We start from the raw sequence: 17,215 nt of genomic DNA, 5'->3' as shown, positions 1-17,215 counted from the left end.
CTATTTCGCCGGCGTCTCGGCTTCTTCTCCCAACAGACGCGCGCTGGCGCGCCAGGCATGGCGCGCCAGCGCCTCGAGGCGGCGGACCGTCTCGATCCGCCCCAGCGCCTGATCGACCGTGATTCCTCCGGTCCCGACCTTGCGCAGAGTCGGGCCGCGATGGGCGCGCTTGAGCTGTTCGAGCTGCCTTGCGCTGTGATCGAGCCTCGCGAGCGCCACGCGGGCGGCGGGGGTCTGCAATGTTTCGATCGGCGCGGCGGCGGCGCTGAAGGCGGCCTCCCGCGCAATGTCGTCCACCGCCGCAACCGCGGCGTCCATGGCCTCGGCGCAAAGCGCGGCGGCGCGCTGCTCCTCCTCGCCGTCTCGGGCCGTTGGAAATTCCGGCTCCTCGCCCGCGGTCTCCGCCAGCCGGGTCGCATGGTCGAGGGCGTGCAGCGCGCCGGTCAGGCGGCGGTCCTCGCTTTCCGAATCGGGCGGGCCGCTGACGTCCGCAATGAAATCCCGCGCCTGGCGCAAGGCCGCGGCGGGCTCGGCCAGTGACAAGCCAGAAGCGGCCGCCTCATTCCCCGCAATGGCGGCGCCGATCTTCGGGCACATGGTTCGAAGAGAGAGCGCGATGGTGCGCCGGACCGCCTCGACCGCCACGACCGGATTTTCCAGCGCGGCCGGATCGAGAGCGCGCGTCAGGGCTGAGCGCGTCTCGGGCAAAAGCCATTCGACGAAACGGGTGAAAGGATTGATCGCCGGCATAAGGACCGCGACGCCCACGACATTGAAGGCGGTGTGATAGGCCGCAAGGAGCGACACCCCGCCCACATGCTCCGCCGCGCCGCGGACAAGCGGCATGACGAAGGGAAACGAGACGATGGCGATGAGCGCCGCGATGACCTTGAAAAGGATATAGGCGAGCGCCAGACGCTTGGCGGTGGCGCTGGCGCCGATCGCGGCCATGGCCGAACTCGTCGCCGTCCCGATATTCTGGCCGATGATCAGCGCGCAGCCCTGTTCGAGCCCGATCGCGCCCGCATAGAAAGCGGAAAGGGTGACGGTGATCGCCGCGGTGGAGGATTGCATGACGATGGTCATGACCGCCCCGACCACGACCAGAACCAGCAGCCCGAACCAGCCGGAGAGCCAGCCGACCTCCGGCATGCCGAGCACGGCGGGCAGGTCGGAAGGATGCAAATGCGCCGCGACGCCGCCCATGCCTTGCTGGAGCGTGGTCAGTCCATAAAGCACCAGCGCGAAGCCGGCGAGCGAGGCGCCCGCCGCGGCGAGGCGCCCCTTGCCCATCAGCCTGGCCAGGGCGCCGACGAAGATCATCGGCAAGGCATAGGACGACAGCGACACCCGCACGCCGATCAAGGCGACCAGCCAGCCGGCGCCGGTGGTGCCGACATTGGCGCCGAAAACCAGGCTCAAGCCTTGCGGAAAGGTCAGAAGGCCCGCGCTGACCAGGCCGATGGTGGTCATGGTCGTCGCGCTCGACGACTGCACCAGCAAAGTGACCAGCGCGCCCCACAGCGCGCCGGAGAGCGGCGTGGCGGCGGCCTTGCCCAGAACCGTGCGCAGGGACGAGCCCGCAAGGCCCTTGAGGCCATCGGTCATGATCGTCATGCCCAGAAGGAAAAGGCCTATCCCGCCCAGTACCGAAATCGCCGTCGACGTGCGCCTTCCTTCCCAACGCTTGGATCCGCGATTTTTTTCTGGCGTGGCCGGTCACGTTTCTGATTCAAGCTCGGCGCGCGCGGCGACGAGTTCTTGTTTCATCGTCGGATCGACCTTGGGATAAGCGAGGTCCAGGCCCTCCACCACGTCGACGATCGCCACGGCGACGACCAGGCGGGTGAACCATTTGTTGTCGGCCGGCACGACATACCAGGGCGCGCGCTTCGTGGTGGTGGCGCGAATCGCCTCCTCGAAAGCATGCTGGTAATCGTCCCAATAGCGCCTTTCGCGCACGTCCGAGGGCGAGAATTTCCAATTCCGGTCGGGATCGTCGAGCCGCTTCATGAAGCGCTTCTTCTGCTCTTTCCTGGACAGGTTGAGGAAGAATTTGAGGACGATGACGCCCTGACGGGTGAGGTAGTCCTCGAACTGGGCTATGTCGGCGAGCCGTTCGTCCCAGATTTTCTTCGAGACATATCGCGGCGGCAGTTTCTGGAGGCTCAGCAACTGCTGGTGCACGCGCACGACCAGGACCTCCTCGTAATAGGAGCGGTTGAAAATGCCGATCCGGCCGCGCGCGGGAACGGCCTTGGCGTAGCGCCACAGGAAATCGTGCGACAATTCCTCGGCCGAGGGCTGTTTGAAGGAGGTCACCTCGCAGCCCTGCGGATTGACCCGCGACATGACGTGCTTGATCGTGCCGTCCTTGCCGGCGGCGTCCATCGCCTGGAACACGAGCAGCAGCGACCAGCGGTCCTAGGCGTAGAGCATATCCTGCTCCTCGGCGAGCCATTCGCTGCCGCGCGCGAGAAGCTCGGCCGCCTCGTCCTTGTCCATCTTGAGGCCGCAGGTGTCGCCGGCGTCGAAATCCTTGAGACGGAAACCCGCGCCCGAAGTCACGCGGAACGGATGGACATATTTCTCGATGCGATCGAGTATTTCCTTTCTCGGCATGGGCCGGTCTCCTCCCTTTCGGGCTTGGCGGGTCGAATGTCCGCCTGCCGCTTTTTCGGCAGCGTAGCAGAGGAGGCCGACGAGCAGAAATGAATCGGCGACTGGCGCCGGATCGCAATCCGCCTGTATGATTTCGACCTGATTCGATCGAGAGAAAAGGTCCCTCATTGACTTACAAGACCATCCAGCTGCTCTTGAACGTGAATGAAAGTCCGCAGGCGGACGCCGCGATCGACTACGCGATCGAATTGGCGCGGCGGGAGGGCGCGCATCTGTCCGTGCTGGCCAATGCGCAACGCGTCGATTTCCCCGGGATCGACATTCTGCCTTTGGCCGACGCGATCATCGCCGAAGTCAATGACGAGCGCCTCGCCAAGGCGAAAAGCCTCGGTCTCCACATCGAAACCTCAGCGCGGCTCGCAGGGATCAACCTGGATTGCGCGATCGCGCAGCTCTCCCAATACGACGCCGGAAAGACCTTCGTCGCCGCGTCGCGCCTCAGCGACCTCGTCATTGTCTCGCAGCCGAAATCCGTCCTGCGCGCCGACCTCAAATTGATCGAGGACGTGCTCTTCAAATCCGGCCGCCCGGTCCTGGTCGTTCCGCAGGAATGGGACGCCGGCCCGACCCTGGACAAGGTCGTCGTCGCATGGGACGGCGGCGCCAAGGCGGCGCGCGCCGCCAGCGACGCCATGCCTTTGCTGGAAAAAGCCGCTTACGTCGAGGTGGCTTGCGCGACGGACGACGCCAATGACGTTCGCGGCGCGGAACTCGCGCGGCGCCTGAGCCGCCATGGCGCCAATGTCAGCGTGACCAATCTTCCCCTCGTCGGCGCCGACGCCGGCAGAACCTTGATGCAGCACATCGGCTCCATGCCGGTCAGCCTGCTGGTCATGGGCGCATTCGCTCATTCCCGCCTGGTGGAACTGGCGATCGGAGGCGTAACCAACCTGATGCTGAACGAAGCAAGGGTTCCAGTGCTCTATTCATTCTGACTTTTCCGGCGGGAGCGGGCCGCGCCGCCGCAGCCACGCGACGACGCTCCGGGACTTCCGGGCGATCCAGCGATCGGCCTTCGCCGCGGCGGGAAAATCGACCGCCAGGAGCGAAAGGCCCAATGGGATCATCCAGAAGCCGACGAGCGGCAGGAAGCCGAAAACTCCGGCGACGACCAGCACGACGCCGACGGGAATGCGCAGCGGGCGCCAGTGCGGATCGCGCAGCTTTTCGAGCCAGGACCGGGTCGGGCGATCATCCATCCGAACGGGCGCTCATGTGTAGACGCCGCCTTCAGGCGACGAAAGCGGCGCCGCCACGAAGATCGCGCCGAGGCATGGCATGTGGATGACTCCCTGTTGCGGGACGCCAAACGGGCGCCGCGTTCTCGGCGGTAGCGCTGATCTCATCCACGATCCTTGAACCTTGATAGACATAAATCACATAGGAATTGAACAGATAGACGGCGGAAAGCCCGACGCTGGCCCAGCCTATGGCCTTGAAAAGGCGAACCTGCGGCCGATACAGCAACCCGACGATGAATATTCCGGTCATCGCCAGGCCCGACAGGCCGACACCGCGTGGATCGGCGAGACATGCGCGAGAATCGGCCCCTTGAGATAGAGGAGATCGGACAGCGCGACGCCCGCCATATTGAACAGATTGCTGCCGAGAAGATTGCCGATCGCCATGTCCAGCGCGCCGATGCGGACTGCGGAAACAGTCACGACCACTTCTGGCAGCGAGGTCGCGCCGGCGACGAAAAGCGTGCCGACGAAAGTCGTGTTCCAGCCCATCGCCGCGGCCAGACGTTCCGCAACGAAGGGCAGCCACACGCCGGCCGCGACAATCAGCGCCGTGGCCGCGGCGAAGCGCAGCGCCGCTGCGCGCGCCGTCATCTGCGGATAACGGTCGGCGATCTCCTCGGCATATTCCTCGCGATGTTCGCGCTCGTAGAGGAAGACCGTCCGCATCGCGAGAACATAGAGCAACAGGATCACAGGCGCGTAGCCGCCAACGTGGCCGATCCGGAATCCGACGCCATGTCCGTGCATGGACAGATTCATGCCCGCGACGCCAATCAGAATGACGCCGAATCCGGCCGGGAGCACGTGGCCGATGCGCGCCCGCCGATAGACGCTTTCGCCGCGCAGCAGGAAATCGAGCGCGACGAGCATCAGCAGATTGAAGTTGCAACTGCCGAAGGCGTTGCCGATCGCGATGTCGGGCGCGTCCGCCAGCGTGACCGAACTGACGCCGATGGCCAGTTCCGGAAGCGAGGTCACGGCGGCCAGCAACGTGATGCCGATCCAATTGCCCGAGAAACCTGTCCGCTCCGCAAGCACGTCGCCGCTGCGGCACAATTCCGGCCCGGCGACGCCGATCAACGTGAGGCAGGCTGCGAATTCCAGTCAGATCAGGACAAGTTCATTCAATGCGCCCCCCTGCGCCGACATGGGGCAACGGCGCCCGCTCCGTCTCGTCCACGAAATCTTTCAGCGGACCTGAAGGGCTCATCGCATTTCTCCGAGACGACGGGCGGCGTCCGCGCCGACCTTTGCCTTGAAATGCGGACGGCGCCGCCTTTCAGCGGCAAGTCGCTCGCAAAACCAGACCGAAGTCAAGACGCCGCGGTCAGGCCACTTCCGTTCGAATCGAAATAAAGGAGGAGTTCGGCAACGTTGTGTTAACCGCGCGTGGGCGCGCGCCGAAGGCCGGCGCGTCACAAGCCGCGCGGCGTTCATCGCGCGGCGGCCCGGCCAATTCGCGGCCGGGTGTCAAGTCCGGGCGCGGGCCACGGGCAAGGCGTGAATCACCTCGGCGCAAGCACCATGATCATCTGGCGCCCGTCCATCGACGGCTCCAACTCGACCTTGGCGAGCGGGGCGGTTTCAGCTTTGACCCTTTCGAGCACCTTGAATCCGAGTTCCTGATGGGCCATTTCGCGACCGCGGAAGCGCAGGACGAACTTGACCTTGTCGCCCTCCTCGAAAAAGCGCTTCACCGCCTTCATCTTGGTCTCGTAGTCATGGTCGTCGATGCCCGGGCGGAGCTTGATCTCCTTGATCTCGACGACCTTTTGGCGCTTGCGGGCCTCGGAGGCCTTTTTCTGTTCATTGAAACGATATTTGCCGTAATCGAGGATTTTGCAGACCGGAGGATTGGCGTTCGGCACGATCTCGACCAGATCGAGACCATCTTCCTCGGACAGCCGCAAAGCTTCGAGAACGTCGACGACGCCTCGATTCTGGCCTTCCGAATCGATCAGTTGCACTTCACGGACGCGAATGTCCCGGTTGATGCGGGGTCCCTCCTTCTGCGGTACCGGGGGGGCTTTCATGGGGCGGCGAATGGTCTGTTCTCCTTGGCAAGGTTCTGGGAGACCGGGTCGGGCGCGCGAACGGTCGGTGGCGGCGACCTCGGCCTGCGGTCTCTTCAGAACGCTGGAAAAATTTCATCTACAGCAAAAGTCCCCGCGACCGAAACCACGAGGACCAACCGCCGACAAGATTGTGACAAAGCAGGCTAAAGTCAACGGCGCATTTGCGCAAGAGGCGCGATTTCCATCAGGACGCCTGATCGCCGGCGCCGAAATGCCGGGCGTAAACCGCCAGGGTGATGGCGTTCATGCGCTCGGTCGAAAAGTTCCGGGCGTGAGCGCGGGCGCGATGGGCGAGGTTTTCGCGCGCTGTCGCGCCGAGACGCAGGGCCTCCTCGATGGCCCGAATCAGGGCCGCCGGCGGACCGGGCTGCGCCAGCCAACCGGTGCGCAGCGCCGCCTCGACCTGCGGCGGCGCCAGCACGACCTCGACTTCGTCGCGCTCGCCCGACGCCTGCAGCGCCGCAAGCGGGGCGCCGAGCGCCTGGGCTTCGACGCAAAGCGCCGATCGTTGCGCCGGCGCCACCACCAAAGCCGCCGCGAGGCAGGCGGCGGCGCGGTCCGGCCAGTCGATCTGCAGCACCAGTTCCCCGAGCCCGAGCCGCGCCGCCTCGGCGTCGAAAGCCGGGGACGCCGTCTCGCCCTCGCCGCGCAGCCAGACGAAACGCGCCTCCTGCGCGTCATTGGCGAAAAAGTTCCGCGCCTTGAGCTGGGCCGCCGCCGCCAGAAAATTCTGCCGTCGCTCCGCCGGCAGCTCCAGGGCGACGACCAGGCGCACATGGGGCTTCACGCCCAAGGCCTCGCGCAGGCGGCGGACGCGCGCCGCTTCGACCGCCTCCGGCGAAAACACCCGCAGATCGACGCCGTGCAAGCCGCGGACGGCCTTGGCTGCGAGCGCCGGCCGGCGCGCCAGAACCGTCTCCATCAGCTCGCGCGCGTAAAAAATGATCGAATCGGCTTCGAGCGCGACCGCCTCGTCGCCCGGCTCGAAATCCGCCACCAGCGGCACGCGCGCCTGACGCGCCGCATGGAGCGCGGCATAAGCGTCCGCGCCCGAGCGGACATGGATCAGCTCCACGCCCTCGCGCAGCGCGAGCTGGGCGAGCCGCCGCCGGTTGCGCCAGGCCTGCCAGGGATTGCGGGTCGCCGCCGCGAAAGAGGTGAAAACGCCGCCGCGCGCCTGCAATTCGCTCACCAGGCGGCCCGGCCGCCCCGCGACCAGCGCCCGCGCTCCGACCTCGGCGAGGCTCGCCGCCAGTTCGACACAGGCCGAAGCGCTGGAATCGAGCGCGGGAACGACCTGAAGAATCGCGCGGCCGAACAGCGCCTGAGCGTCAATCTCCCCTTCCGCGCCCCATGGCGTCATGCCGGCTCCCGCTTGACAAACGAATCACGGGTCGCACCTTAGCCCTGCCCCAAACCGATCGCCAAATGACCGACACAGCCGCATTCTTTTCGCCGAGTCCCGGCGCGCCGCGCCTTGCTTATCTCGCCCGCGCGGGAAACGTTCCACCCGGCCTGTTCTGGCTCGGCGGCTTCCGCTCGGACATGCGGGGGTCCAAGGCGCAATTTCTCGATTCGCTCGCCGAAGCACAGAGCCGCCCCTGCCTGCGCTTCGATTATTCCGGCCATGGCAAATCGGATGGCGCTTTCGCCGACGGGACGATCGGCAAATGGGCGGCGCAGGCGCTTGCCGTTTTTCGCGCCCTGACGCGGGGCCCGCAGATCGTGGTCGGCTCGTCCATGGGCGGCTGGATCGCGCTGCTGCTCGCCCGCGCTTTGGCCGATGCCGGCGAGAGCGCGCGGCTCGCCGGCATGGTCCTGATCGCGCCGGCGGTCGATTTCACCGAGGAATTGATCTGGCCGCGCTTGCCGGAAGAGGCGCGCCGGGCGATCGTCGCCGAGGGCCGCTGGACGCGTCCGGCCGACGCCTATGGCGAGGCCTATCCCCTGACCAGAGCCCTGTTCGAGGACGGAAAGGTCAATAGCCTGTTCGGGCGCGAAATCCGCACGCATTGCCCCGTGGCGATTCTGCAGGGCATGGAAGATCCCGACGTGCCCTGGCGCCACGCCATGCGGCTGATGGAAAGCCTCGCCTCCGATCCGGCGACGATCGCTTTGATCAAGGACGGCGACCATCGCCTCTCCCGCCCACAGGATCTTGCGGCCTTGGCCAGGGCGATCGAAACCCTGGAAGGGCAGCCGCGGGGCGGGTGACGTTTTCTTGAAGCTTGCGCGCCCGATCATGTTGACAGCGCCCCGGCGCCCCCGTAGAAGACGCGCCGGGCCCAGGTGGCGGAATTGGTAGACGCGCTGGTTTCAGGTACCAGTGGTGCAAGCCGTGGAGGTTCGAGTCCTCTCCTGGGCACCAACACATAAGTTGGTCGTCCTCCCCAATCGAGCGAAACGTTTTCGCCGGCGCTCGAGCGCGGCGATCACCTCTCCTGCAAAAGTCGTTTCCGTTTCCCCTTGCGCCGGCGCCGCCGGCAATGCTTGGCTGCGACTTGCGATGATCGAGGAAGCCTTCATGCGCGCATCGGCAAGTCTGGCATTATCGATAGCTTTTTTTGGCCTTGCTCCAGCGAGCGCGGCTGAGAACGCTCTCTCCGGCAAGTGGCGGATCGAGCGGATCGCGGAGGTCGGCGCCTTCGACGCGAGCAAAGCGTCCTTCGACATCCTGCCCGACGGGCGCATGGCGACCACCGTCGGCTGCAACCGAATCGCCGGAAAGCCGAAAATCGACGGCGAAGCGATCGCTTTCGGGGCGATGGCGATGACAAAAATGGCCTGCCCGCCGCCGCTCGACGACATAGAGGCGAAATACGGCACGGCGCTCGAAGCCGCCCGGACGTTCCATATCGCCGGCGACGAATTGACTTTTGCCGACGGCAAGGGCGACGCCGTGCTGGTTTTCCGCCGCGCCGAATGAAGCCGATTCGAGCGTCGACAGATACCGAAGAGGTGGCCGAAATAGAGCCGTCCTGATCAAAGGACAGGGGCCGTCTTGACCGAAAACGAACAAAGCCCGACGCGCCCGCGGGCGGCGTGGTTCCGGCCGGTTTCGCGCTGGCGCAGCTTCAGGACAATGATCTCGAAGCGGCGCTGACCGGGGCGCCGGAGACCGGCGCCAAGACCTCCCCTCGCTACGTTCGACCTGGCGGAGGACAGATTCGAAGCGGAAGGGTCAGGAATCGACGCCGCTGGTTTGCCCTTGGCCAATCGTTCCGATTGGAGAATGATCGACTGGATCGTCATGAATTGATCCGAATGTCCCATTATGTTTCTTCGGGATCGCGCGGCGCCTGTTCCAGGCCCCGCCCGCATGCCGGAGAGCAGATCGATGCGAAAAATTCTCGCCAGCGTCTTCGCCGCCGCCCTTTTCGGCCTCTCCCCCGGTATTTTGGGCGCAGCCTCGGCCGAATCGCATTGGCCAGCGTCGGCCCGGGTCTATTTCATCGAACCAGCCAATGGCGCGGTCGTTAACGGCAAGGTCGCGGTGAAATTCGGCCTGTCCGGCATGGGCGTCGCCCCCGCCGGCGTCGACAAGCCCAATACCGCCCATCATCATCTGCTCATCGACATGGGCGCGCCGACCGGCGCGGCGCTGAACCAGCCGCTGCCGAGCAACGCCCATATCAAGCATTTCGGCGGCGGACAGACCGAGACCGTGCTCGACCTGCCGCCCGGCAAGCACAGCCTGCAGTTGATCATGGGCGACGCTTTTCACATCCCCCACGATCCGCCGCTCGAATCCGAGAAAATCGAGATCGAAGTCAAATAGGACAGCGCCGTCGGCCATACATGCCCTTGACCGGGCTGCGCGCATCGGGCAAGCGATCCCCAAATCTTCTGCGTAAATCGGGGATCGCGGCATGTCGGTTCAGATCGCAAACCAGGACTTCGCCGCCCGGCTGGTCGCCGTCGCCGAGGCGACCGAGTCTACGCTGGACGCTTTGCTTCAGCCCCATCGCCTCAAAGGCGAAAGGACCCGTCCGGAACGCCTGCTGGAGGCCATGCGCTATGGCGCGCTCGGCGGCGGCAAGAGGTTGCGCCCCTTCCTTCTGGTCGAGACCGCCGGCCTGTTCGGCGCGCAGGGCGACGGCGTGCTCCGCGCCGCCTGCGCGCTGGAGATGGTCCATTGCTATTCGCTGATTCATGACGACCTCCCGGCCATGGACGACGACGATCTGCGGCGCGGCCGTCCCACCGTCCACAAGGCCTTCGACGAAGCCACCGCGATTCTCGCCGGCGACGGCCTCCTCACTTTTGCCTTCGACGTCATCGCCGACGCCCCGACCCATCCCGACGCCGGGGTGCGCGCCGATCTCACGCTCATGCTCGCGCGCGCAGCTGGCCTTGGCGGGATGGTCGGCGGCCAGGCGCTCGACCTTGAGGCCGAGGCGAGCAAGGCGCCGCACACGCGCGAATTCGTCGCCCTGATGCAGTCGATGAAGACCGGCGCGCTGCTGCTTTTCGCGGTCGAGGCCGGGGCGCGGATCGGCGGCGCCGACGCGAAGCAAACCGCCGCCTTGAGCCGCTATGGCTCGGCCCTCGGCGCGGCTTTCCAGGTCGCCGACGACGTTCTCGACGCCGAGGGCGACGAACAGGCCCTGGGCAAGCGCGCGGGCAAGGACGCCGACCGCAACAAGGCGACGCTGGTTGCCGCGCTCGGCCTGGAGGAGGCGCGCCGGCGGCGCGACGCCCTTGCCGAGGAAGCGATTCAGGCCCTTGCCGACGGCGGCTTCGGCGCAAGCGCCGCGATCCTGGCGGAAGCCGCGCGTTTCACGGTCGCCCGAAAGTCATGACGCCCGCGCCCGCCCGGCGCCTGCCCAAGCCGCTCCGCATCGTCCGGGCGCGGCCGCGCCTGTTCCTGTGCGCCGCGCTCGGCGTGGTCGTCGGCCTTTGCCTGCCGGAGGAATGGCGTCTCGGCACGCGCGGCCTCGTCGGCTGGAACGCCGCGGTCTGGACCTATCTCGCCGCGGTCGGGATAATGATCGCGCGATCCGAACATCAGGACATTCATCGCCGGGCGGCGCTTCAGGACGAAGGTCAGCACACAATCCTGATCCTGGCCGCGCTGTCGGCGATCGCGGCGTTCGGCGCCATCGTCGCCCAGCTCGCCACGGCCAACAAGGCGCCCTACCCGGTCAAGGAGCTCCATATCGCTTTGGCGGTCGCCACCATCATCGGATCGTGGCTGTTTCTGCACATGACCTTTGCGCTCCATTACGCCCACGAGTTCTTCCGGATCGCGAAGCCGGACGCGGAAGGAAAATCGTGCAGCGGCATCGCCTTTCCTGGGACGGAGCGGCCCGATTATCCCGACTTCCTCTATTTCTCTTATGTTATCGGGGTGGCCTGCGCGACCGCCGACGTCAATATCACGAGCGCGCCGGTGCGCCGGCTAGCGACGCTCCATGGCGTTCTTTCCTTTTTCTACAACAACGCCGTGCTGGCCATGACGATCAACATCGGCGCCGGTTTCATGGGGAGCTGACGGCTCTCCAACCCTGATCGTGAGCGCGAAGCGCACGATCAGATACATGACGCCCAGCAAGACGGCCGATCCTACCCACAGAAGAAATTCCTGAGGACTCGGCAGCGTCGATTGCACCGGCATGGTGATGAGCTTGCGCAGGATGACGACGATGGTGACCTCGACGAAAGTGTCGACGGTCAGCGGATAGCCCCGCATATAGCGGATTTCCGCCGTGATCAGCGCCGACACGGTCCATAGCAGCATCAGCGTGCCGAGACCGTGCAGAAAACCCTGCGCCAGATTGTCGTGGCGAAGAGCGGTCAGGACATCGTCGATGAAGAGCCAGGTGAAAAGGAGGACGGAGGCGGCCAGCGCGAGCCCGAGGATGAGATGGGCGAAGCCGTTGATCAGGCCCATCGCGCGCAAAGCCAGAGTGTGCAGCGGCCTCAGCGCTGCCGGCAGATTCGTTTCCTCGACCATGTCTATCGGCTCGTCCATCGGCCCCCTGTTCCCGCAAGCCGGGCGCCCTTTGCTTCACGCCGCGCGGCGAAGTCTTGCGATGGCGCGAATGCGGGTCGGCTGCCTCGGCCCACCGGCAAGCGGAGGCCAGCTTTTCGCAAAAAAAAACTACTGGAAAAGTCGGCAGCGATTCGGACGGTTCATTTCGCCCGGCGCAGGGTGAGGTTAATCCGGCCCGGCGGGTCGAGCAAGGTCGAGCTTTCGGGCAACGTCCGGTCCACGCCATGGAACATCAGCCGGGCCGGGCCGCCGAAGACGACAATGTCGCCAGAATCGAGCCTGATCGTCCGGCTCGGGTCGCGCCGCCTTTCGCCGCCATAGCGGAACAGGCAGGAATCGCCTAGCGAAAGGGAAAGGATCGGCGCGGAAAAATCCGCCTCGTCGCGGTCCTGATGCGGGCCCATCCGCGCCGTTTCGTCATAATGATTGATGAGGCAGGCGTCCGGTTCGCGGGCGCATTCGGCATAGGCGCGCCACAGCCGCAATATGCTTTCCGGCATCGGCGGCCAGGGCCGGCCGGTCTCCGGATGGCAGGCCTGATAGCGATAGCCGGAAATATCGGACACCCAGCCGAGCGGTCCGCAATTGCTCATGCGGACTGAGAATTCCTTGCCCGAGCGCGGCATCCTGGGCCTGAACAGAGGCGCCTCGCGCAATAAAACGCGCAGTTCGTCCCGCAAGTCCTCCTGCCCGGCCCGGTCCAGCGCCGCCTTGTAAAGGCGCAGGCCGGGCTTGAGGAGCAGCATGCGTCCGGTTCGGCTTTGCTAATTTGTCTTGGCGCCGCCTTTGGCCACGGCGACCTTGGCCGGACGCAGCACCCGCTCGCCAATGGCGAAGCCTTCCTCGACGACATGCGCGACAGTGCCGGGCGGCACGCTTTCGTCATGGGCCTCGAACAGGGCCTCATGGAAATTCGGGTCGAATTTCTGGCCCTTGGGTTCGAGCTTGCGCACCCCGTGACGGGAGAGGCGGGAGAGGAAATCGCGTTCGGTCAGTTCGATTCCCTCGACAAAGGCCTTGAGCGTGTTGTCGGCGGCTTCGCGGGCTTCGGGGGGCACATTGTCGAGCGCGCGGCGGAGATTGTCGGCGAAGGTCAGCATGTCCCGGGCGAAAGTCGTCACGCCATAGGCCTTGGCGTCCGCGACTTCCTTTTCGGTGCGGCGGCGCAGGTTTTCCATTTCCGCCAGGGTGCGCAGCAGCCTGTCCTTGAGGCCGGCGTTCTCCGCGATCAGGGCCTGGACCGCAGCCGCATCGCGCTCGGCGTCGCCTTGCGCCGGCGTCGTTTCCGCGGCCGGAGCCTCATCCGTTGGCGAAAGCTTTTCGTTTTGCGGATTCTTGCCGTCGTTCATCGGTCAACCTTCACTTTGGTTCGCCCTGCATATCGGGCGAGACGAAGCAGAAATCAAGCTTTGCGTCCGGCGCCGAACACATCCAGCAGATTGCGGCGCAGCGCCGCCTGACGCGCCGGATTGACCACTTTGGCGCCTGTGATGTCGCTCACATAGAAGGTGTCCACCGCCTTTTCGCCGAAGGTCACGATATGGGCCGAGGCGATGTTGAGGTTGAGCCGGGACAGGGCGAAAGTCAGGTCATAGAGCAATCCGGGACGGTCGAGGCCCGACACTTCGACCACGCTATACATATGGGACAGGCTGTTGTCGACGATGACGTCGGGCGGCACGCTGAAGGTTTCGCCATGGGAGGAGGCCTTGGCGGTCTTCGCCGCCACCACATCGCTCAGGCGGATTTCGCCGCGCAAAGCCTGTTCGACCGAGCGCGCGATACGTTGACCGCGCCGCAATTCGTCCTCGTCGTGGTCGAAGGCGCGCGATACGCAGATCGTGTCCAGCGCCAGGCCGTCGGTGGTGGTGAAGATCTGGGCGTCCACGATATTGGCGCCGGAAGCGGCGCAGGCGCCGGCGATGATCGACAGCAGGCGCGGATGGTCGGGCGCGACGACGGTGATTTCGGTGACGGCGCGAAAGGCGTCGGTCGAAAATTCGGTCGCCAGCGAATTCATCTCGACCGCCGTGGCGTGCAGCAATCGGGCGTGGGCGATGCGGTGCGGCAGATCGACCTTGAGCCAATAGGCGGGATAATGCCGCGCGGCATAGTCGGCAAATTCGGGATCGGACCAGCCGGGAAGCTTTTCGCGCAGCTCGGCCTGGGATTTCTGCACGCGCCGTTTGCGGTCCACCGAGGAATGGCCGCCCGCCAGCACCAGTTCGGTTTCCCAATAGAGGGTGCGCATCAATTCCGCTTTCCAGCCGTTCCAGACCCCCGGGCCGACCGCGCGGATGTCGCAGGCGGTGAGGACCAGCAGCATCTTCAGGCGCTCGACGGTCTGCACGATCTTGGCGAAGCCTTCGATCGTCCGGCTGTCGCCGAGGTCGCGGCTTTGCGCGATATTGGACATGGTCAGGTGATATTCGACCAGCCAGGCGGCCGCCTCGGTTTCGGCGTCGGTCAGGCCGAGGCGCGGACCGAGCCTGCGGGCGATTTCCACGCCGGCGATGGAATGATCCTCCTTCCGGCCCTTGGCGATATCGTGCAGCATCACCGCGACATAGAGCGCGCGGCGATGGCTGATGGTCGGCATGATGGCGCTGGCGAGCGGCAGTTCGGCGGTCAACTGGCCGAGATCGACTGCGGCGAGCTCGCCCAGCGCCCGCAACAGATGCTCGTCCACCGTGTAATGATGGTACATGTTGAACTGCATCATCGCGACGATGCGGCCGAAATCGGGAATGAAGCGGCCGAGCACCCCGGCCTCGTTCATCAGCCGCAGCGCGCGCTCGCAGGATTTCGGCGAGGTCAAGATGTCGAGGAACAGCCGGTTGGCCTCCGGGTCCGCGCGCAATTTGTTGTCGATGCGCGGCAGGGATTGCGTCACCAGCCGCAAAGCGTCGGGATGGATGGGCAGCTCATTGCGCGCCGCGATCTGGAACAGGCGGATCAGATTGACCGGATCCTTGTCGAACACGTCGCTGGAAGGAACCGTGACGCGATCGGTCTCGAGCGCGAATGGCCCGAGGTCGCGCGGCTTGGAGCGACGCCGCAGCTTGCTGACGAAACGGTCGAACACCGCCCGGGGCTTGGCCTGACGCTCCTCGAGCGCGGCGCAGACGATATTGGTCAGATCGCCGACGCTTTTGGCGACCGTAAAATAATGTTTCATGAAGCGCTCGACCGCCGACAGGCCGCTGCGCGGCGCATAGTCGAGCTGAGCCGCGATCTGGCGCTGCAATTCGAAACTCAGCCGCTCTTCGGCATGACCGGTCATGAAATGCATGAAGCAACGGACCTTCCACAGAAAGGCCTCGCAGCGGCGGAACAGGCGCCATTCCTGCTCCGTGAACAGGCCGACGCCGACCAAAGCGTCGGCGTCCTGCACGCGATAGACATATTTGGCGATCCAGAACAGAGTGTTGAGGTCGCGCAGGCCGCCTTTGCCCTCCTTGACGTTGGGCTCGACCAGATAACGCGAGGCGCCCGCGCGCCTGATACGGGCGTCGCGCTCCGAGAGCTTGGCGGCGACGAATTCCGGTGCAGTGTTGCGAACGATTTCCTGATCGAACCGTTCGAGAAGCTCATCGAGCAGCGCACGGTCGCCGAGCACGAACCGGCATTCGAGCAGGGTCGTGCGGATCGTCATGTCCGCCTTGGCCTGACGCAGGGATTCCTCGACTGTGCGGGTGGCGTGGCCGACCTTCTGCTTCAGGTCCCAAAGCAGATAGAGCATGGACTCCACGACGGCCTCTTCCGCCCCGTGGTTTCCGCTCGGCAAAAGAAAGAGAAGATCGATGTCCGAGCCCGGCGCCAAAGCGCCGCGTCCATAGCCGCCGACCGCGACGACGCAAAGGCGTGGCGGCGACGCCGTCGGGAGGATATATTTGGCCACGCAACAATAGATGGCGCGGATGATTTCATCCTCGACAAAAGCGAGATGGGCGCCGCAGGCAAGGCCGGAGCCCTTGTTTTCCAGAGCCGCGCGCGCAACCCTGGCGCCGTGGGCCAGACATTCGGCGAGAACCTCCACCGCGGCCTTGCGGAATTCCGGCGTCGCGCCGCCGAATCGTTCGGCGAGCCCGGAAATGCGGGCGTCGAGGGCGGCGCGGTCGAACAGCGCCTTCATCGGCAATTCCATGCGCGGGCCGGTCCATTTCGGCGCCGGCTGGTCACGGGAGGGGATCTGGCCCTGAAGATTCATCCCACCGCCTCCAGTTCCGCGGCCTTGTTGACGACCGCGTCCCAGATCGCCACAGCGACATCCGGCCCGCCGGTGCGCTTGATCGCGCGGATTCCGGTCGGCGAGGTCACGTTGATCTCGGTGAGGAAGCCGCCGATGACGTCGATGCCGACGAAAACCAGGCCACGCTTCTTCAGTTCCGGGCCGATGGTCGCGCAGATTTCCCGCTCGCGCGGCGAAAGCTCGGTCGCCTCAGCCGCCCCGCCGCGCACCATGTTCGAGCGTATGTCATTCTCCGCCGGCACCCGGTTGACGGCGCCAGCCGGCTCGCCATCGACCAGAATGATGCGCTTGTCGCCTTGGGCGACCGCGGGCAGGTATTTCTGCACCACCCATTGCTCGCGGAAGCTCGTTGCGAACAGATCGAAGAGCGAGCCGTAATTGGCGTCCTGCTTCATCAGCCGGAAGACGGCCGCGCCGCCGAAGCCGTGCAGCGGCTTCATCACCACCTCGCCATGTTCGGCGCGAAAGGCGTCGATTGCGGTCTTGTCGCGGGTGATCAGGGTCGGCGGCATCAATTGCGGGAAATCCATGACGAACAGCTTTTCGGGCGCGTTGCGCACGCTGACGGGATCGTTGACCACCAGAGTTCTTCCACCGATCTTTTCGAGCAGATGGGTCGAAGTGATATAGGCGAGGTCGAAGGGCGGGTCCTGACGCAGCAGGATGACGTTCATGTCGCGCAGAAAAATTTCGCGCGGCGCGCCGAGGTCAAAATGATCGCCCTTGACGTCGCGCACGCGCAAGCTCTGCGCCACGGCGATGACATCGCTCCCGCGCAACGAAAGGCGGTCTGGGGTGTAAAATTCGAGTTCGAAGCCGCGCTCCTGCGCCTCCAGCAACAGAGCGAAGGTCGAATCGCCGGCGATATTGATCCGTTCGATCGGGTCCATCTGAACGGCGACTTTCATGACGATGCTCATTGCGACCGATGCCCTGACCCTTTACGCGGATTCGCTGAAGGGCGATG

18 protein-coding genes and 1 tRNA gene are annotated in these 17,215 nt (G+C 65.2%); 7 read left to right on the top strand and 12 right to left on the bottom strand.

What is annotated here, in order from left to right; all coding sequences use genetic code 11:
- The 3 genes from K2U94_RS02360 to K2U94_RS20615 form a co-directional block, all read right to left on the bottom strand.
- A complete protein-coding gene (locus K2U94_RS02360; protein WP_336606177.1) occupies positions 1-1,656 on the bottom strand; it encodes a Na/Pi cotransporter family protein in 1,656 nt (551 codons plus the stop codon).
- A gap of 63 nt (positions 1,657-1,719) precedes the next feature.
- Entirely contained in the window at positions 1,720-2,409 is a 690-nt protein-coding gene (locus K2U94_RS02355; protein WP_336606176.1) for a PPK2 family polyphosphate kinase, read from the bottom strand.
- 15 nt (positions 2,410-2,424) lie between these two features.
- Positions 2,425-2,622 carry a hypothetical protein gene (locus K2U94_RS20615; protein ID WP_336606145.1) on the bottom strand — a complete coding sequence of 66 codons (198 nt, stop codon included), beginning with the start codon at positions 2,620-2,622 and terminating at the stop codon, positions 2,425-2,427.
- A 167-nt stretch (positions 2,623-2,789) separates the two neighbouring features.
- On the opposite strand from K2U94_RS20615, the gene K2U94_RS02350 reads away from it, so the two are divergent.
- On the top strand, positions 2,790-3,617 hold the full coding sequence (locus K2U94_RS02350; RefSeq protein ID WP_243065678.1) for a universal stress protein: 828 nt from the start codon (positions 2,790-2,792) through the stop codon (positions 3,615-3,617).
- Here the strand turns inward: K2U94_RS02350 and K2U94_RS02345 are convergent.
- The 4 genes from K2U94_RS02345 to K2U94_RS02330 all read right to left on the bottom strand — a co-directional run bounded on the left by K2U94_RS02345 (position 3,609) and on the right by K2U94_RS02330 (position 7,364).
- Positions 3,609-3,881 carry a PGPGW domain-containing protein gene (locus tag K2U94_RS02345; protein WP_243065677.1) on the bottom strand — a complete coding sequence of 91 codons (273 nt, stop codon included), beginning with the start codon at positions 3,879-3,881 and terminating at the stop codon, positions 3,609-3,611. The two genes, K2U94_RS02350 and K2U94_RS02345, sit on opposite strands and share 9 nt — an antisense overlap.
- 288 nt (positions 3,882-4,169) lie before the next feature.
- A complete protein-coding gene (locus K2U94_RS02340) occupies positions 4,170-5,030 on the bottom strand; it encodes a sodium:calcium antiporter (protein WP_272884891.1) in 861 nt (286 codons plus the stop codon).
- A 401-nt stretch (positions 5,031-5,431) separates the two neighbouring features.
- The gene (gene infC / locus K2U94_RS02335) at positions 5,432-5,959 is read right to left on the bottom strand and encodes a translation initiation factor IF-3 (RefSeq protein WP_243065675.1); all 528 of its coding nucleotides are present in this window, start codon (positions 5,957-5,959) and stop codon (positions 5,432-5,434) included.
- Positions 5,960-6,185: 226 nt separating this feature from the next.
- Positions 6,186-7,364, bottom strand: coding sequence for a glycosyltransferase family protein (locus tag K2U94_RS02330; protein WP_243065674.1), 1,179 nt, complete (start codon positions 7,362-7,364; stop codon positions 6,186-6,188).
- A gap of 65 nt (positions 7,365-7,429) precedes the next feature.
- Here K2U94_RS02330 and K2U94_RS02325 point away from each other — a divergent pair, with 65 nt between their 5' ends.
- The 6 genes from K2U94_RS02325 (at position 7,430) to K2U94_RS02300 (ending at position 11,495) form a co-directional block, all read left to right on the top strand.
- Positions 7,430-8,215, top strand: coding sequence for an alpha/beta hydrolase (locus K2U94_RS02325; protein ID WP_243065673.1), 786 nt, complete (start codon positions 7,430-7,432; stop codon positions 8,213-8,215).
- Between the two features lie 69 nt (positions 8,216-8,284).
- Positions 8,285-8,369: transfer RNA gene (locus K2U94_RS02320), tRNA-Leu, on the top strand.
- Positions 8,370-8,525: 156 nt separating this feature from the next.
- Positions 8,526-8,927, top strand: coding sequence for an META domain-containing protein (locus K2U94_RS02315; protein WP_243065672.1), 402 nt, complete (start codon positions 8,526-8,528; stop codon positions 8,925-8,927).
- A gap of 411 nt (positions 8,928-9,338) precedes the next feature.
- Positions 9,339-9,779 (top strand): DUF4399 domain-containing protein, encoded by a 441-nt coding sequence (locus tag K2U94_RS02310; protein WP_243065671.1) that lies wholly within the window; start codon positions 9,339-9,341, stop codon positions 9,777-9,779.
- Between the two features lie 91 nt (positions 9,780-9,870).
- Complete coding sequence (locus K2U94_RS02305) at positions 9,871-10,803, top strand: polyprenyl synthetase family protein (RefSeq protein WP_243065670.1); 933 nt, start codon at positions 9,871-9,873, stop codon at positions 10,801-10,803.
- Entirely contained in the window at positions 10,800-11,495 is a 696-nt protein-coding gene (locus tag K2U94_RS02300; protein ID WP_243065669.1) for a DUF1345 domain-containing protein, read from the top strand. Before K2U94_RS02305 ends, K2U94_RS02300 begins: the two co-directional genes overlap by 4 nt.
- On the opposite strand, the gene K2U94_RS02295 is transcribed toward K2U94_RS02300, so the two are convergent.
- From K2U94_RS02295 to gshB, 5 genes are all read right to left on the bottom strand, one after another.
- Positions 11,403-11,975 carry a phosphate-starvation-inducible PsiE family protein gene (locus tag K2U94_RS02295; RefSeq protein WP_243065668.1) on the bottom strand — a complete coding sequence of 191 codons (573 nt, stop codon included), beginning with the start codon at positions 11,973-11,975 and terminating at the stop codon, positions 11,403-11,405. The genes K2U94_RS02300 and K2U94_RS02295 overlap by 93 nt on opposite strands.
- Positions 11,976-12,136: 161 nt before the next feature.
- Complete coding sequence (locus tag K2U94_RS02290; RefSeq protein ID WP_243065667.1) at positions 12,137-12,742, bottom strand: alpha-ketoglutarate-dependent dioxygenase AlkB; 606 nt, start codon at positions 12,740-12,742, stop codon at positions 12,137-12,139.
- An 18-nt stretch (positions 12,743-12,760) separates the two neighbouring features.
- Positions 12,761-13,345: a nucleotide exchange factor GrpE gene (gene grpE / locus K2U94_RS02285; protein ID WP_243065666.1), complete on the bottom strand. Its 585-nt coding sequence runs from the start codon at positions 13,343-13,345 to the stop codon at positions 12,761-12,763.
- A gap of 53 nt (positions 13,346-13,398) precedes the next feature.
- Positions 13,399-16,206: a [protein-PII] uridylyltransferase gene (locus K2U94_RS02280; RefSeq protein WP_243065665.1), complete on the bottom strand. Its 2,808-nt coding sequence runs from the start codon at positions 16,204-16,206 to the stop codon at positions 13,399-13,401.
- A complete protein-coding gene (gshB, locus tag K2U94_RS02275; protein WP_243068787.1) occupies positions 16,203-17,162 on the bottom strand; it encodes a glutathione synthase in 960 nt (319 codons plus the stop codon). The genes K2U94_RS02280 and gshB overlap by 4 nt, the downstream gene beginning before the upstream one ends.
- Between the last annotated feature and the right edge of the window lie 53 nt (positions 17,163-17,215).

Origin of the sequence: Candidatus Rhodoblastus alkanivorans (assembly GCF_022760755.1) — a bacterium.
In the GTDB taxonomy this organism is placed as follows: Bacteria; Pseudomonadota; Alphaproteobacteria; order Rhizobiales; family Beijerinckiaceae; genus Rhodoblastus; species Rhodoblastus alkanivorans.
Note: the sequence above shows the minus strand (reverse complement) of the source record. Positions and strands in the feature narration are given on the sequence as shown.